This window comes from Vibrio sp. YT-16 (assembly GCF_033337405.1).
Classification (GTDB): domain Bacteria; phylum Pseudomonadota; class Gammaproteobacteria; order Enterobacterales; family Vibrionaceae; genus Vibrio; species Vibrio alginolyticus.
In genome coordinates, this window is the sequence record NZ_JAWOQQ010000004.1 from 1 (window position 1) to 16,403 (window position 16,403).

Below are 16,403 nucleotides of genomic sequence, written 5' to 3' on the forward strand. Positions count from 1 at the left end.
GGGACGGATTCGAACCATCGAAGGCAGTGCCGGCAGATTTACAGTCTGCTCCCTTTGGCCACTCGGGAACCCCTCCAGGGTGTTTTATACTTAAAAGTTAGTTTCCCAACCTAGCTTTCAAGTTGTTCTCACGTTTAAAGGAAAAACATAAGAAAGAATATGGTGGAGGGGGACGGATTCGAACCATCGAAGGCAGTGCCGGCAGATTTACAGTCTGCTCCCTTTGGCCACTCGGGAACCCCTCCAGAGGATTTTTATACTTAGTAAGATGTTTTCCCAACTCATCTCCCAAGTGCGGAGCGAATCATAGCAAACTCGCTCAGGCTGTAAAGCGTTTTTCTTACGTTTTTACGTTGAATGCTGTCTTTTTGGGCAAAGATGGTAGAAAGTCAGCGTTTTGTTTGTCCTTTGAACAGAAGAGAGGCGCGCTTTTTACTTGAATTTACACTACTTGACGTTAAACACCGTATCTACTGATAAACTGTAAGCAGTTTAATGACATAAGTTTATTCGTTTAGAAGTCAATATCATGAGCATGAAAGCCACGTTATCGTTATCTGTTTTAACGCTTTCTATATTACTGAGTTCTCCATCGGTTTGCGCTGCGATGCGAGGAGGCTCAGCGGTTACTGTTGTGACTGAACAAGTAGAAACGCATGAGATCAATCAATCCTTAACTCTTATCGGCAAATTAAAGGCAGCGGAGTCTGTGGTTGTCGCATCGGAAGTCGCTGGCAAAGTGAATCAAATCGCTGTTAAAGCGAATCAAAATGTCCAGCAAGAACAGCTATTAATTAAGTTAGATGACGATAAGGCTCAAGCCGCTTTGATTGAGGCAAAGGCGTATCTAAAAGATGAACAGCGTAAGTTAAAAGAGTTCCAACGTTTGGTTAAGCGGAATGCGATTACTCAAACTGAAATCGATGCACAAAAAGCCAGTGTTGAAATAGCACAAGCGAGGCTTGATGCTGCTCAAGCCAATTTAGCTGACCTCCATATTACTGCCCCATTTTCTGGCACTGTTGGTTTTATCGATTTTAGCCGCGGCAAAATGGTCAGTGCGGGTACTGAACTTTTGACGTTGGATGATCTTTCCGTCATGGAACTGGATTTACAAGTACCGGAGCGCTATTTATCGATGCTTTCTATTGGTATGGAAGTCATCGCTAAAACCAGTGCATGGGGTAGCCAGACCTTTACTGGTCAAGTCACAGGTATTGATACGCGGATCAGTGCCGAAACACTGAATCTTCGCGTGCGTATTGAGTTTGATAACCCAGAAAATCAATTGAAGCCGGGCATGTTGATGAACGCTTCACTAGCATTTCCTGCTATTAAGGCGCCAATCATTCCTGTTCAAGCACTTGAATACTCCGGAACTAAACGTTTTGTATATGTAATTGATGAAAATAACAAAGCTACTCGTCAAGAAGTGTCGCTAGGTGCTCGTGTTGGCAACGAGGTGGTGATCGAATCTGGTGTTGAGATTGGTGACAAGATTGTGGTTCAAGGCATTGTTAACATGCGTGATGGTGTCGAAGTGAAAGAAATTGTCGCGCCACTAAAAGCGAACACCACGGATGTGACACGCAATGACAGTGAATCGGATGAGGAAGAAAACTAATGTTACTGTCCGACGTTTCAGTTAAACGCCCTGTCGCGGCGTTGGTTCTGAGCATGCTGTTGTGTGTGTTTGGCTTTGTGTCATTCACCAAATTAGCCGTTCGTGAAATGCCTGATATAGAAAGCCCAGTCGTTTCTATCAGTACGCGTTATGAGGGTGCATCGGCGACTATTATTGAAAGCCAAATTACCTCCGTTTTGGAAGACCAGCTTTCTGGGATCAGTGGAGTTGATGAAATTAGCTCCACTACTCGTAACAGCATGTCGCGTATCACGATCACGTTTGAGTTAGGTTACGATCTCAACACAGGTGTGAGCGACGTGCGTGATGCAGTGGCTCGTGCTCAGCGCTCGCTACCTGATGAAGCGGATGACCCTATTGTTTATAAGAACAATGGCTCGGGAGAGGCGTCGCTCTACATCAATCTCAGTTCTGCAGAGATGGACCGTACTCAATTAACCGATTATGCCGAACGTGTATTGATGGACCGCTTTAGCCTGATCTCTGGGGTTAGCTCCATTGATCTCTCCGGTGGTTTGTACAAGGTCATGTACGTGAAGCTTAAGCCAGAACTAATGGCTGGACGTTCAGTTACAGCTTCGGACATTACATCAGCTTTGCGAAGTGAGAACCTAGAAAGCCCAGGTGGTGAAGTTCGCAACGACTCAACAGTAATGTCCGTGCGTACGGCTCGTACTTATAACACGCCTGAAGATTTTCAATATCTTGTCATTAAACGCGCAAGCGACAATACACCTATCTATTTAAAAGATGTAGCAGATGTCTTCATTGGTGCAGAAAACGAAAATTCAACCTTCAAAAGTGATGGTGTAGTAAACATCAGTCTTGGTGTGGTATCGCAGTCAGACGCAAACCCGTTAGAGGTTGCTAAGCTGGTTCGTTCTGAAGTCGATAACATCCAGAAGTTCTTACCAGAAGGTACACGCCTTGCGATAGATTACGACGCGACAGTATTTATCGAGCGTTCAATCGAAGAGGTGTACAGCACGCTATTTATCACGGGCGGCTTGGTGATTTTGGTGTTGTACATTTTCATCGGCCAAGCTCGTGCAACCTTAATTCCTGCGGTTACGGTTCCTGTTTCTCTGATTTCTTCGTTCATTGCCGCGTACTACTTTGGGTTTTCTATCAACTTGATCACCTTGATGGCGTTGATATTATCGATTGGTTTGGTGGTGGATGACGCAATTGTGGTTGTAGAGAATATCTTCCACCATATTGAACGCGGTGAATCGCCATTACTCGCCGCATATAAAGGCACAAGAGAGGTTGGTTTTGCTGTTATAGCAACAACATTAGTGCTGGTGATGGTGTTCTTACCGATCTCCTTTATGGATGGCATGGTAGGTCTACTATTTACAGAGTTTTCTGTATTGCTGGCTATGTCGGTCATATTCTCCTCTTTGATTGCCCTGACGCTGACTCCTGTATTAGGTAGTCAGATTTTGAAAGCGAATGTAAAACCAAATCGATTCAATGAAGCGGTTGATCGCTTGTTTAGCAAGCTTGAGAGTGGTTATCGCGCATTATTGAAAGGCGCATTGAAAGTACGTTGGGCTGCTCCGCTGGTGATTCTAGCTTGTTTGGGCGGTAGCTATTTCTTGATGAATCAGGTACCGGCCCAGCTGACCCCACAAGAAGATCGCGGTGTGATATTCGCGTTTGTGCGCGGTGCAGATGCTACGTCATACAATCGTATGTCAGCCAATATGGATATTGTCGAAGACCGATTGATGCCATTACTAGGGCAAGGTTATCTGAAGTCATTCAGTATCCAAACGCCAGCGTTTGGTGGCCAGGCAGGAGACCAGACAGGCTTTGTGATCATGATTCTAGAAGATTGGAACGAACGTGATATCACGGCTCAGCAAGCCCTTAACAAAGTACGGAAAGAATTGGCAGGTATCCCAGATGTTCGAGTGTTCCCATTTATGCCAGGTTTCCAAGGTGGTTCGAGTGAGCCAGTTCAGTTCGTATTAGGCGGCTCTGATTACGATGAGCTCGTTGTTTGGGCTGAAATGCTAAAGAACAAAGCAGAAGAATCACCAATGATGGAAGGAGCAGAGATAGATTACTCGGAAAAAACGCCTGAGTTATTGGTTACAGTTGACCGACAGCGTGCCGCAGAGCTAGGAGTCAGTGTTCAAGACATTTCTGACACCCTAGAAATCATGCTCGGTGGTAAAAGCGAAACGACTTATGTTGAGCGTGGCGAAGAGTACGATGTGTATCTTCGCGGTGATGAAAATAGCTTTAATAATGCTGCAGATTTAAGTCAGATTTATCTGCGCACGAATAGCGGTCAGCTAGTGACGTTAGATGCGGTCACAAAAATTGAAGAAGTGGCGGCCTCTATTCGTCTTTCTCACTACAACAAACAGAAGTCCATCACTATTACTGCCAACCTGTCGGAAGGTTATACATTAGGAGATGCGCTGGATTACCTAGACCAGGAAGCCATCGACAACTTACCGGGTGACATTTCGGTGAGTTATTCGGGGGAGTCGAAAGACTTTAAAGAGAACCAAGCGAGTGTTGCTGTTGTGTTTGCATTGGCACTGCTAGTGGCGTATCTCGTGTTGGCGGCTCAGTTTGAAAGCTTCGTAAACCCATTAGTGGTCATGTTTACGGTGCCGATGGGTGTATTTGGTGGCTTCCTTGGTTTAGTTATTATGGGCCAAGGTATGAACATTTATAGCCAGATCGGCATGATCATGTTGATTGGTATGGTGACGAAAAACGGTATTTTGATCGTAGAATTTGCCAATCAGCTACGTGATCGTGGCGTTGGGTTTGAAAAAGCGATCATTGATGCAGCTGCGCGACGTCTACGTCCAATCTTGATGACTGCGTTTACCACACTTGCTGGCGCAATTCCGTTGATCGTATCGACAGGGGCGGGTTATGAGAGCCGTATTGCCGTGGGTACGGTAATCTTTTTCGGGATGGGGTTTGCGACATTGGTGACCTTGTTTGTTATCCCGGCAATGTACCGATTGATTTCGGCGAAAACACAAGCACCAGGTCATGTAGAAGCAGAGTTAAACAAAGCAATTAGCCATGATACGAAGGGCCGTATAGCGCACCCTTAAATCAAACGTTAAAACATAAAAGCCGAGGTAATAACCTCGGCTTCTCTTTATCGGTTTAAAGTTAGCTCGGAAGCGTTCGATTAGAAGCGTTTCCCTAGGCTGATTTGTACACCTTCGTAGCTGTCGTAAAAATCTTCAAAACCCATATCCGCGACATTATAAATGTACTCTGCGCGTAACCAGATATCTTTGCTCATATCCCAATGGACACCAGCACCGATGTTGAATAGCGCGCCTGAATCATCTGTGACTTTTTGTTCGTTTGGAACATACATTTCAGCTTGAGTGCCAAGCGCAGTTACGCGACCAAACAGTGACAGCGGCGTATCGCCTAAGTTATCACTTGTTACAACAGCAGACATACCTGCTTGGTAATAGTGAAGATCTAAGTCAGTTTTTAGAGCATCGTTCTTAAGTTCATTTTGTGAATAGCGCAGAACCCCTTCAAACGCGAGGTATTGGTTTATATGGTAACCCCAGCCAACTGTGATATGTGGTGTTGACCACTCATTGTCTCTATCCGAGCCGAAATACGGTGTATCAAAACCAACGTTACCAGTACCCAGATAAAAATAAGATTGATGAGCTTGTTCTTGAGCAGCTAAAGTTGGCACGCTAATGGTCAAGGCAGACAATAATAGAATGGCGTTTTTCATAACTAGACGATAACCTTGGTAAAAGACCGTTGTAATGATTTGTTTAAATGTTAATTTAATCAATAGGATGGATGGTAATTATCATATCAGCTTTTATCAAAGGTAGTGATTTTAGAATGGGAATTGTTGCGCTAAAGCATACTTCTTACTCATGACTACCGACTAACTAGATATGGTGACGAAAGCTAGCTAAATAAGAGAGAAGGAAAGGAAAGTGGCTGAATTCAAATACAAAAACTTGACTCAAGAAGAACAAGATAAGTTAGACGCGGCGACATTTCGCCGTTTATTGGCGCATTTAGATGCTAACAAAGACGTACAAAACATCGACCTGATGATCCTTGCGGGCTTCTGTCGCAACTGCTTTAGCAAATGGTATAAATCTGAGGCTGAAAATCTCGGTTTGGATTTAGATATTGATGACGCTCGCGAACGTGTTTACGGCATGACTTACGATGAATGGAAACAAAATCATCAACCAGCGGCAACGCCAGAACAATTGGCTGCGTTTGAAGCGCGCCAGAAAAAGTAAAACCCAGCGATAAAAACAGCCCACATGAAGTTGGGCTGTTTTTTTTTAAAGTCCAGTTTGCACGTTAAGCGTTAGTTGAGCCGCAACAAGCTGGCTCAACGCAACCTTTTGCTTGAATGACTTCGAGTTGAGCTAAGTAAGGTTGAATATCGCCGATGTTCTCTTTTACCCATGTTAAGTCATAATACGTATCTAGGTAACGCTCTCCAGAATCACATAGAAGCGTCACGATAGAACCCTTCTCACCGCGTTGTTTCATCTCACAAGCCAATTGCAGCACACCGTAAAGATTGGTGCCTGTTGATGCGCCGACTTTACGCCCAATCAGCTGAGATACCCAATGGGCGGTTGCCACACTGGCTGCGTCTGGAATTTTGCGCATTTCATCAATGACACCAGCAATAAAACTTGGTTCGACACGTGGTCGCCCGATACCTTCAATTTTGCTGCCAGTATCGCCTTTCAATGAGTGATTTCCTGACTGGAAAGCATCGTAAAACACTGAGTTTTCAGGGTCTACCACGCAAAGCTTAGTGTCGTATTTTTGGTAACGAATAAAACGGCCAATGGTTGCTGATGTGCCGCCTGTTCCAGGACTCATCACTACCCAGCTAGGAATCGGGTGATCTTCTAACTCCATTTGGCTAAAGATAGAGTTCGCGATGTTGTTGTTACCGCGCCAGTCAGTAGCGCGTTCAGCATAAGTAAACTGGTCCATGTAGTGACCATTTAGTTCTTGAGCCAAGCGTCGAGACTCGTCATAAATCTGATCTGATCGTTCAACAAGGTGCGCTTTACCACCGTAAAATTCAATTTGTTCGATCTTTTTACGTGCAGTGGTTTTCGGCATGACGGCAATGAACGGTAAGCCAAGTAAACGCGCAAAATACGCTTCCGAAACGGCAGTGCTGCCTGAGGACGCCTCGATTACAGTGGTTTCAGGACCAATCCATCCATTACAAATAGCATAAAGAAACAATGAGCGCGCCAATCGATGCTTAAGAGAGCCTGTTGGATGCGTGCTCTCATCTTTTAGGTAGATATCGATACCATCAAGAGAAGGCAGTTCAAGTTTAAATAAATGAGTATCAGCAGAACGTTGAAAGTCTGCTTCAATTTTACGCACTGCATTGTTGATCCAGTTGTGGTCAGTACACATGGCGTCTCTCCTTGGAAATCGATAGATAAGCATTAGATGGGAATAATTTACCTATAATACGAGAGAAAAACTTTGCTATAGTTGCCGGTAATGACTATTTTGATAGAAAAGTTTTCTACACTTCGTGGGTTTTATAGGATGAGTTTGGATCGGGTCGATAAACAGCTGCTTGCGTTGTTACAAACCGACAGCACCTTGTCATTAAATGAGTTAGCAGAGCAGGTAAATCTGACAACGACGCCATGTTGGAAGCGTTTGAAAAGGTTGGAAGAAGAGGGCTACATCGAAAAACGCGTGGCGTTGTTAAGTACAGAAAAGCTCGAGCTATCTTTCATTGCATTTGTTCAGTTAAAAACGATTGATCATTCCGAAGGTTGGTATCACCATTTTGTTACAACTGTGAGTGACTTTCCTGAGGTAATGGAGTTTTATCGTATGGCTGGCGAGTATGACTACATGATGAAAGTACTAGTCAAAGATATGAAGTGTTTTGACGAATTCTATAAGCGGTTAGTTAATAGCGTAAAAGGGCTATCTAATGTGACTTCAACATTTGCTATGGAGTCCATTAAATACACAACAGAGTTACCAATCCTAAAATAACTCGCCCTATAAGAATTCTATCTAATGTTAATTCTACCTTTTAGTATTTTAAATGTTAAAAGGTAGTTTGATTATGCTTTTAAAACTATTTCCTACCAGATTTTTATAAATATAAACGATATTTATTCTCTCTTCTATTTTTCATTAACCATTTGTTTTTGCAGTCCATTAATCCTATACATCATAACGAAAGAAAAAATAACGCAATTTTTTCTCTTTCTTTTTCATGTTTTATTTTATTGAATATTAATTTTTACTAAATTAATGGAAGAGTTTGATTTAAACGTTTGCTTTTTGTGTTTTCATGTAATTTGGTCGCTATTTTTGATTATTTGTTTTTAGGATTAATACAGTAGCAATTACTTAAGTAATAAAGTACTCAAAAATGGGGATAGTGATTAATAAAACATCGTATTATTATCGCCCCATCTTGTATGTAACAAAGTATTACTAAAAATGAACAGAAATTACTATTTGCTTTTTCTCGCAGCTTTACTCGCTGGCTGTGGCGGTGGGGGAGACTCTAAGCCGAACAATACGAAGACACCAACTACGATAACAAAGCAGAACCGTCCGCAATTAAAAGTGGAAGACACGGTGTTGAAGTTTGAAGGAGTGGGAACGGTTACTGAAGCAAAACTGAGCAATGTACATGGGTCGGTATCTTACCAAGTCATTGATTCTAATCCGCCAAATGTCGTGAAAATTAATGACTCAGGAATACTACAAATTCTGCGCCCAGGAACGGCGACTATTCTTGCTACAGATAGTAGCTCTGCTTATGAATCTTCTGAAGCAAGATTTTCTGTCACTGTAGAGCGAGGCATCAATACTGAACTTTCAGTGAGTGATCTGAATTTCAATGCGATTGAGTCAGAAGGAAAAGCGTTGATCGTCCGTGGCCAAAAAGGCGAACTGAGTTATGAGGTAGAAAGTGGTCATAACTTGATTCGTGTTGATGAGAACGGTTCGGTATATTCATTAGGTTCAGTTGGTCAGGCATCGGTGCTGATTACTGATTCAGGTAACGACTTTTACTTGCCGAAACAAGTTCGCGCTACGGTTAAACTGCATGCAGTAGCTCCGGGGCAATTACAGTTCGCTTTGCTTGAAGACGAGTATCGAGAAGGGTTGACGTTAGAACCAGTGCGTCTAGATAAAGCTCAAACGCAACGTATTTCTTACAAAATTATAAATAGCGTACCAGACAGCAAGGTGGCCGAGTTGCTAGATCCTGAAACGGGCTTGCTTCTTGTTCATAATGTTGGTCGATTAACGGTTGAAGCGACTGCAACTTACAGCGACGCGTTTCTGGATAAACAGCAAACAGCGCAATTTTTTGTGGATATAAAACAAGGCAAGCGTCAAGAAATCAGCGCAGCGGATATCGTCACAACTTATGAGGAAGGTGGACGAATTTTCCCTAAGGTGACGAACGCCTACGGTGACTATGAGCTGAGAATCATTCGTGGTGAAGACGTTGTCGCTAAAACTGAAAATGGTGAAGCATTACTGATCAAAGGTGTTGGTGCTGCTGAAGTGGAAATTTACGAGCATGACATGCGTAATTATCCTGCAAGCAAAACTCGTTTTGATCTTGAAGTTAATCGCGCGCCTCATCCCGTTATAAAAGACATTGAAATGCCGCTTACCTATCAACCAAATCTTTCAATCCCTCTGACGTTTAAAGGGCAAAAAGGTAACGTAAATCTAGTTAGCAGCTTACCTAATGGCTTACGAATGACTGACGGCAAGTTGGAGGTAGTGACTGCGGGTGAGTACGACCTTAAGTTTGAAGACGATGGTGGGGAGTTCTACCAACCTATTCAATTTAATGTCGTCATCAAAGTTGCAAAGGCTGAAGGCCAACCGATGGCAACGCACGATTATGACGTTGTATACAGCAACAAATACAGTTTTGATCTTCACCGTGATTTTGGTTTGAGTGCTGACGAGCAAATTGAGATTGTAGATAACACCGCACCAGATGTTGTCGGTGGTTTTAGTGAAGGACGTCTCCATGTGTATAAAGCGGGTAAAGCGACGCTAACTGTGCGCAGAAAAGAGAGCGCGAATTATACCGTTGGTCCTGATCAAAAAGTCTACGTGACAATTTTGAGCGCGCCGAGCCGAATTGAAGTTCAATCCGATGTGGAAGAGATTTGGAAGGTTGGCCAAACATTTGTTGCGCCGAAAATCTCTGGTACGGTTGGGGAAGTTACGTACCGATTTGCAGACAACGCAGCAATAGATGTGGTTTCCTTAAACAGCCAAACGGGTGCCATGCAAATTCTTAACGCGGGTAGCACAAAAATTATTGTTTCGGATGCGGGGGACGACAAAGTGGATCCGGGTGAAAGTAGTTTCTCGGTCACGATTAAACAAGGCACAAACCCGGTATCGGTTACTTACCCAACGGTAGAATTCTCCGCTGGTAGTGTTATCTCACCAGTGATGAGTGGTGGGATTGCGAAGGCAAGTTACCGTCTTATTAACCAAAAAGACCCTGTGGTCGAGCTAGTTTCTCCTGATACAGGGCGTTTGAAAATCCTGCATGCAGGCACGTACCAATTAGAGGTTACCCTTACTGGGCGCAACTACAAAGCTAAAACAATCGTCGTAAATGGCACTATTAACAAAGCGAATCACCCTGGTTTAAGTGCTTCTACAATGAAGGTGGAATTTGAACCATTTAAAAAGGTTAAGCTAGACTTTGGTACACCAATAGGAAACCGCAGCTATCAAATATCCAGCTCAACAATTAAAGGAGTCGCTTCATTAGATGTTGATAAGGAAGAGCTGACGTTACTTGATCTCCCGCCAGTAAAAAGACGTTGGATTTCTCTCGACATTTCGGAAGGAGAATCTCGAGATTACAAAGCGTTGGAAAGTAAGAAAGTCCAGCTGTATCTAAGCTTTGCAGATGAAGGTGTTGCGGATCAATATACATTGCTTGAAACTGAACAAACAGTATTGTTTAGCACGCTAAATGCACGTGAGTTTTCTAACTTAGAAGAAAGTGAGTTTGGTTTGATGAACGTTCGTTCAGTGCGTGAGCCAACGGACGAAGAATTGAAATTATACGGCAAAGGTAAGATTGCACTACTTGCATTCAAGCCGGTGGGTAACGATGACCAAACTCTAATAAAAGGAGCGTGGGTACACTTAGCTCGATTTGATGGATGTGCATCAGAGCTGTTCGAAGATGATCTCAAGCCTTTTGAAGCAATTGACTATGATGACCCAGGGTACTGCACCAACGGCAGCACGATTCGTATGACTCGGTTCTTAATAATTGATGACTCGAAGATGGAAAAGGTAGAGTATGAGTTAGTAGCACCTGTGATTACTTACCGTCGTGGGGTTCGTGAATTTTTAGCAACGAATAAAGGTGGATTCTATGCCGACCCAAATGTCATTTACGGGAAAGGCGAATATGGTTACCCGAAATCACTTTACGAATGGTCGGTTATTAACATGAAGTATCAACCAAATTAATCATCGTTTGATACCCATTAAAAAAGGAGTGCGGAACAGCACTCCTTTTTTCGTCTGGCGAACACGAGCTATTTCGTGTAGCGCATCACCCCTTCTTGCACGGCGGTCGCCACTAAGTGACCTTGCTGGTTGTATATTTCGCCACGGACCAACCCACGAGTATTGCTCGCCGTTGGGCTCTCTATCGCATATAGAAGCCATTCATCCATCTTAAACGGACGATGGAACCAGATAGAGTGGTCAATGGTGGCCACTTGAAAGTTAGGCGTCATTAATGAGACTTCATGTGGATGCATTGCTGTCACAAGGAATCCCCAATCGGATGCGTAGGCCAGAAGGTACTGGTGAATTAGCTGATTCTCTGGCATTTCACCATTAGCACGAATCCAAAGGTACTGTTTGGGTTCTGCTTTTTTGGGCTTCAAAGGGTTGATAACCGTAACGGGGCGAGTTTCGATTGGCTTTTCCCCGCAAAATGTTTTGCGTAAGCGTTTGGGTAGAAATTCTGCAATATGGCTTGCGAGCTCACTCTCTGAGGCAAAGTTTTCTGGACCAGGGATATCTGGCATTTCTTTTTGATGATCAAACCCAGGTTGATCGCCATGGTAGGATGCGGTTAGGTAAAAAATAGGGCGTCCATTTTGAATTGCTTTTACGCGTCTAGTGCTAAAGCTACGGCCATCTCTCAGATTTTCTACGTCATAAATAATAGGTTTTTCTGGATCGCCAGGGTACAAAAAATAGCTATGGAAGGAGTGTACCGTGCGTGTTTCTTCAACGGTGTAGCGCGCAGCAGAAAGTGCTTGCCCAATTACTTGACCGCCATAAACTTGAGGCAAACCTAGGTTTTCACTTTGGCCACGAAACAAGCCTTCTTCTAATTTTTCGAGTTGTAGTAGGCTGAGCAATTCTCGTAGTGGTTTACTCATTGTGTCTCCTCACCGTTGTCTTTCATTCCAAGTTACCTCAACAGCCTCACTCTTGTGAAGTGGCATAGTTAAGAACTATTGAGTAACTTAGAAATAGTATTGTTCCAATTATGAAACAAAATCAATTGTTTGATAAATTCTAACTCAGTCAAACTATTGTCAAATAAAATGACAGGAAGCAGACAGTTTTATATTCCACACCTATAATTGCTTCGGTTTAATGCTCTTTTCGAGGAATATATGAAAAAAACACTACTACTTGTTACTTCTCTACTCTTTGGGGCTGCGTTAGTGGGTTGCCAAACTTCTCAAAATACAGAAATGGAATCTACAGAGGCGTCAATGAAGACGATTACAGGTACAGTGGCTTATCGCGAGCGGATTGCCTTGCCACCAAACGCAGTGGTTACTATTGCGTTAGAAGATGTGTCCTTGGCGGATGCGCCAGCAAAAGTGTTGGCGAAACAGACATTCGAAACAGAAGGTAAGCAAGTTCCTCTTTCTTTTGAGTTGAGTTACGACAGCAATGAAATCAAACCAAACCATCGTTACAGCGTTCGTGCTCGCATTGAGGTAGATGGAAAGCTGCGTTTTATCAGCGACACACATAACGGTGTTATTACAGATGAAGCACAAACTCACCAATTAGATATTCGTCTAGTTGGAACACGTTAATACGACGTACTGAGAACAAAAAATGGCAGCTTAAGGCTGCCATTTGTATTTTTTAAGTGAAGTTTTGCCAACTTCCGAGACTTCAATCCCTTCTGCTTCTAATTTCTTTTTTTGTCGCTCTAAGTCTCTGCCTTTTAAAGATATTTTTCCTTGGCTATTTACCACTCTAAACCAGGGGAGTTTGCTGTCTTCTGGTAGGTTACCCAGTGCTTTACCAACATGTCTCGCATAGCCCGGATAACCGGCCATTTTTGCAATTTCCCCATAGGTGGAGACTTTTCCTTTTGGAATTTGGTGAATTACAGCAAAGATTTGCGCTAAAAATTGGTCCATACTCAAAAGTGTCTATTTTGGATTACTAAGGAATGGTAAACCATTGGACTTGTATATTGCTAACGGTTCTTAACCCTTGTGTTGTCAGCGACTCACTTTGAAGAATTACATTTTCTGTTCTTTAGTGTCGTTGGTTGATGAGCCTTAAACAGCATGAAGCAAACGCAAGCTAAGCTTGAATCTAGACCCTCTCAACGACTTTCAATCCCAGTTTTTGCCGTTGAGTTACCAAGTAGGTGGGGAAGCCAGGAGGCGCTATGATTTTATCGACACTTCAATTTTTCGTTACGACCTTACTCGCTGTTGTCTGCGTTCGGGCGATGAGTTTGAGCGAGGGTGACATTCCCGTTCTTGCACTTATGATCCCCGCGCTGTGGGTTCTGCCACAAGGTGGGTTCGCTGGCTTAGTATTGCTGGGCGCGATGATGGCTTTTGGTGCGACACTCTCAATGCAGCCAATTGCTTTGTCGGTTGGTGTTTTGATCCTTTTCCCACTTTTAATGGTGGTGTTTTCTCGTAGAAGCTCTTTAGGCGTGTTGCTCACCGCTGGTCTTATTGTACTTACACTGCAAGTTGGTCTTATGGTCACACAGCAAGGCGGTAAGCTGGATGGGTCTGCTTGGGTTACAGTGGTTCAAACCATTGCGGTTATGGCGATGTGGTGGTCGGCTGCGCATTGGACGCCATCCAATAAACACAGCTGGTGGCCGTTGTTTTTGTTGCTCCCTTTGTGGATTGCAGGCCTACCGTACGCCGTTCTTATGGCGTTAAGTTTGACGGGAATGTTAGCGTCAATGGAAGCACTTGCGAAGCTTCAACATACCATTCGTTGGAGCAAATTATTATGTTGGACATTGCCGACTGTGGGTTTTGCCGCCTTAGTCGTCAGCCCGACCACGGATGTGCCAAACCCTGTTTTCGTGGTTTGGATCTGTTTGTTAGGGACGGCTTGGATGACTGACTATATTTTACGTAGTAGCGATGAACAGGCTGAATTATGAGTTTTTAGTCAGGTAAAAAGTGACATGTGCGGCAGAGTATCGAATTGGTTGTGGAACAAAATGGAGATTAGTATATGTTCTTCATTTCATATTTACTACACTTCCAATAATAATAACCACAATATAAGTGGTTGATTTAAGATAAGTTTGTCATGACAACTTTTGCTCGAACACTGTTGCTTTTTGCATGTTGCCTCTTGAGTTTGAATGTAAAAGCCGAAGCCCCTTTAATTGCTCATTATAAAGTCGCGACTGAAGCGGATGATGTCGTCACTCGTGTTCTTTTCAATGCTGCTTCAAAGGAGTTTGGCTTTACCGTTCAATACGTGAACTACTCCAGCTTTGATGCCATTCTAAATTCAGTAGCGAATGGGGAAGCGGACTTTGCTGCGAATATCACTTACACACAAGAACGTGCTCAACGTTTTAGTTATTCCCGCCCAACAAATATCGAATATACCTACCTCTTTGGTTTAAAAGATTCGACGTTGAGTGACATTTCGCGTGTTGGCGTCCCCAAAGATACAGTTTATGCCCAATTACTTAAACAACACTACCCTGAGCTAGAACAGATCTCTTATCAAGGTCACGAACAAGCAGTAACACTGCTACGTTCAGGTGCTGTGGATGGCGTTGTCGATGCCATTAACCAGCTCAAGCCGATGCTGATGGAGGGGTTTGACGCCAAGATGCTCAATGATCAGATTTCGATAAAGCCCGTATCCATCATCAGTAAAAAAGATCATCATCTTGAAGAGTTGGACACGTTCGCTACGTTTATTCACGGGGAAGCGGTGCAAAAGCAGCTTCGCGAAGAAATTTCCCAGTATCAATTTGAATTAAGGCGAGCAGCGTTGCGTGATTCTATTCGTTTATTACCCCTTGATTTTAATGAACCAATACGGATTAAGCTCGAATCTATCTTTCCATATGTTGTATACAACGCAGATGGTAGTGTCGAAGGGATGACGGCTGATGTAGTCCTGAGAAGCTGTGAGATCTTGGCTTTAAACTGCTTGATCATTAGTGAGCCTGGTGAAAGCTGGGGTTCTATGTACCATGAGTTTATCCAAGGTAATTTCGAAATTTTGGCGCCGTTAACGGTCAGCCGTGAGCGGCGCGCATTTAGCTACTTTCCAAAGCCCCATTACGCGCCAGCATCGGTGATGGTCAAGCGTTTAGGTTACAAACCGAGCACATACTCTCATGTTTCACAGTTGATATCTGAGCGGATTGGCGTAGTTAAGGATGACTTTTTCGATCAAATGATGACGCAACTGTTACCGCTAAAAGAACTCAAACGTTATCGTACCCAACAAGAGCTCATTCAGGGGCTACTAAATGAAGAAGTCGATTACATTCCGATGGATACGGCGATGCTCAATCATTTTTTACGTCTCAGTGAATTGGTTCCGATAGAGCAGGATACCGCTATTGGCGAGTTTTATGAGTCACAACTCTCTGTTGGATTGGTCGCGAATGAAAAAGGAGCCATGCTTGCGCCTTTCTTCAGTCGAGCGATAGCGATGTTAGAAGTTGATAAGATCATTGCTCAGTACGATGTACGCCCAGATTGGCGTACCGCACTTGAATATGAGATTCGATTAGCGACGCAAACACAAGCTGTGTTTATCTTTGTATTATTGTTTGCTATTTGTGTTTCGCTTTATCTTTACCGTCAATCGAACACTGACAACTTAACAGGGTTAAGGAATCGTCGTGCGTTGCAAGTAAAGTATCGAAAAGGAGTAAACAAAGATCTATCCATACTTTACTTAGACATTAATCATTTCAAACGAATCAATGACACTTATGGGCATCGCGCTGGGGACGAAGTTTTACAACTACTGGCACTAAAAATTCATTATGTCTGGTCGGGAAGATGTTATCGAATTGGAGGGGATGAGTTCATATTACTGGGTTATCCTACGCAAGCCGAGTTAACTAGAGCAATGAGAGAGCTCAGTAGAATCGATGTGAAAGGCAAATTATGTAGTGATTTGGAGTCTATAAGTATCTCTATTGGTTTCTCTGCAAAAAGGGAACGGCACATGAGCTTAGAGCAAGCGATGCATTTGGCTGATGAAGACATGTACATGAGTAAGCAGTCCTCACGGCACGACTCCTCTTATCGTGACTGCACGGTTTCATCATAAAGGAATGAATTGATCGAGTTTTGTTCAAACGGTAATGAAATGATGAAATTCAAGGTTTTTGCTCTTGCATTATGAGAGCTGATACTGAATAATCGCCCCATCGATTGAGGCAAGACCTCTCGAA

Annotated in this window: 12 protein-coding genes and 1 tRNA gene; 8 read left to right on the forward strand and 5 right to left on the reverse strand. The window is 43.3% G+C overall.

Going from position 1 to position 16,403, the window contains the following annotated elements:
- Positions 1 to 160: 160 nt before the first annotated feature.
- Positions 161 to 245 (reverse strand) — tRNA-Tyr (locus R7F07_RS08435).
- A gap of 284 nt (positions 246 to 529) precedes the next feature.
- Here R7F07_RS08435 and R7F07_RS08440 point away from each other — a divergent pair.
- A complete protein-coding gene (locus R7F07_RS08440) occupies positions 530 to 1,624 on the forward strand; it encodes an efflux RND transporter periplasmic adaptor subunit (protein WP_171342759.1) in 1,095 nt (364 codons plus the stop codon).
- A complete protein-coding gene (gene vmeF / locus R7F07_RS08445) occupies positions 1,624 to 4,737 on the forward strand; it encodes a multidrug efflux RND transporter permease subunit VmeF (protein WP_054576347.1) in 3,114 nt (1,037 codons plus the stop codon). The genes R7F07_RS08440 and vmeF overlap by 1 nt, the downstream gene beginning before the upstream one ends.
- Before the next feature lie 80 nt (positions 4,738 to 4,817).
- Here vmeF and R7F07_RS08450 read toward each other — a convergent pair whose 3' ends face one another.
- Positions 4,818 to 5,393, reverse strand: coding sequence for a porin family protein (locus R7F07_RS08450; RefSeq protein WP_053307492.1), 576 nt, complete (start codon positions 5,391 to 5,393; stop codon positions 4,818 to 4,820).
- 214 nt (positions 5,394 to 5,607) lie between these two features.
- On the opposite strand from R7F07_RS08450, the gene R7F07_RS08455 reads away from it, so the two are divergent.
- The gene (locus tag R7F07_RS08455; protein WP_005378586.1) at positions 5,608 to 5,925 is read left to right on the forward strand and encodes a DUF1244 domain-containing protein; all 318 of its coding nucleotides are present in this window, start codon (positions 5,608 to 5,610) and stop codon (positions 5,923 to 5,925) included.
- 64 nt (positions 5,926 to 5,989) lie between these two features.
- On the opposite strand, the gene R7F07_RS08460 is transcribed toward R7F07_RS08455, so the two are convergent.
- The gene (locus R7F07_RS08460) at positions 5,990 to 7,084 is read right to left on the reverse strand and encodes a PLP-dependent cysteine synthase family protein (protein WP_005389952.1); all 1,095 of its coding nucleotides are present in this window, start codon (positions 7,082 to 7,084) and stop codon (positions 5,990 to 5,992) included.
- A gap of 138 nt (positions 7,085 to 7,222) precedes the next feature.
- Between R7F07_RS08460 and R7F07_RS08465 the strand changes: the two genes are divergently transcribed.
- Complete coding sequence (locus R7F07_RS08465; RefSeq protein ID WP_017820003.1) at positions 7,223 to 7,687, forward strand: Lrp/AsnC family transcriptional regulator; 465 nt, start codon at positions 7,223 to 7,225, stop codon at positions 7,685 to 7,687.
- Between the two features lie 456 nt (positions 7,688 to 8,143).
- Positions 8,144 to 11,185: a cadherin repeat domain-containing protein gene (locus R7F07_RS08470; RefSeq protein WP_318110479.1), complete on the forward strand. Its 3,042-nt coding sequence runs from the start codon at positions 8,144 to 8,146 to the stop codon at positions 11,183 to 11,185.
- Positions 11,186 to 11,253: 68 nt separating this feature from the next.
- On the opposite strand, the gene tesB is transcribed toward R7F07_RS08470, so the two are convergent.
- Positions 11,254 to 12,114, reverse strand: coding sequence for an acyl-CoA thioesterase II (gene tesB, locus R7F07_RS08475; RefSeq protein ID WP_005378575.1), 861 nt, complete (start codon positions 12,112 to 12,114; stop codon positions 11,254 to 11,256).
- Between the two features lie 240 nt (positions 12,115 to 12,354).
- Here tesB and R7F07_RS08480 point away from each other — a divergent pair, with 240 nt between their 5' ends.
- Positions 12,355 to 12,789, forward strand: coding sequence for a YbaY family lipoprotein (locus tag R7F07_RS08480; RefSeq protein WP_005378572.1), 435 nt, complete (start codon positions 12,355 to 12,357; stop codon positions 12,787 to 12,789).
- A gap of 30 nt (positions 12,790 to 12,819) precedes the next feature.
- Here the strand turns inward: R7F07_RS08480 and R7F07_RS08485 are convergent, their stop codons facing one another.
- Positions 12,820 to 13,122 (reverse strand): DNA base-flipping protein, encoded by a 303-nt coding sequence (locus R7F07_RS08485; protein WP_033905036.1) that lies wholly within the window; start codon positions 13,120 to 13,122, stop codon positions 12,820 to 12,822.
- A gap of 257 nt (positions 13,123 to 13,379) precedes the next feature.
- Here R7F07_RS08485 and R7F07_RS08490 point away from each other — a divergent pair, with 257 nt between their 5' ends.
- Positions 13,380 to 14,123: a hypothetical protein gene (locus tag R7F07_RS08490; protein ID WP_005389942.1), complete on the forward strand. Its 744-nt coding sequence runs from the start codon at positions 13,380 to 13,382 to the stop codon at positions 14,121 to 14,123.
- Between the two features lie 152 nt (positions 14,124 to 14,275).
- Positions 14,276 to 16,279 carry a GGDEF domain-containing protein gene (locus tag R7F07_RS08495; RefSeq protein ID WP_017634751.1) on the forward strand — a complete coding sequence of 668 codons (2,004 nt, stop codon included), beginning with the start codon at positions 14,276 to 14,278 and terminating at the stop codon, positions 16,277 to 16,279.
- Positions 16,280 to 16,403 lie beyond the last annotated feature (124 nt).

Bases quoted from the DNA above. Each gene is read 5' to 3' on its own strand.
- R7F07_RS08440 (WP_171342759.1), top strand. From the start codon at position 530: ATGAGCATGAAAGCCACGTTATCGTTATCTGTTTTAACGCTTTCTATA.
- vmeF (WP_054576347.1), top strand. From the start codon at position 1,624: ATGTTACTGTCCGACGTTTCAGTTAAACGCCCTGTCGCGGCGTTGGTT.
- R7F07_RS08450 (WP_053307492.1), bottom strand. From the start codon at position 5,393: ATGAAAAACGCCATTCTATTATTGTCTGCCTTGACCATTAGCGTGCCA.
- R7F07_RS08460 (WP_005389952.1), bottom strand. From the start codon at position 7,084: ATGTGTACTGACCACAACTGGATCAACAATGCAGTGCGTAAAATTGAA.
- R7F07_RS08465 (WP_017820003.1), top strand. From the start codon at position 7,223: ATGAGTTTGGATCGGGTCGATAAACAGCTGCTTGCGTTGTTACAAACC.
- R7F07_RS08470 (WP_318110479.1), top strand. From the start codon at position 8,144: ATGAACAGAAATTACTATTTGCTTTTTCTCGCAGCTTTACTCGCTGGC.
- tesB (WP_005378575.1), bottom strand. From the start codon at position 12,114: ATGAGTAAACCACTACGAGAATTGCTCAGCCTACTACAACTCGAAAAA.
- R7F07_RS08480 (WP_005378572.1), top strand. From the start codon at position 12,355: ATGAAAAAAACACTACTACTTGTTACTTCTCTACTCTTTGGGGCTGCG.
- R7F07_RS08485 (WP_033905036.1), bottom strand. From the start codon at position 13,122: ATGGACCAATTTTTAGCGCAAATCTTTGCTGTAATTCACCAAATTCCA.
- R7F07_RS08490 (WP_005389942.1), top strand. From the start codon at position 13,380: ATGATTTTATCGACACTTCAATTTTTCGTTACGACCTTACTCGCTGTT.
- R7F07_RS08495 (WP_017634751.1), top strand. From the start codon at position 14,276: ATGACAACTTTTGCTCGAACACTGTTGCTTTTTGCATGTTGCCTCTTG.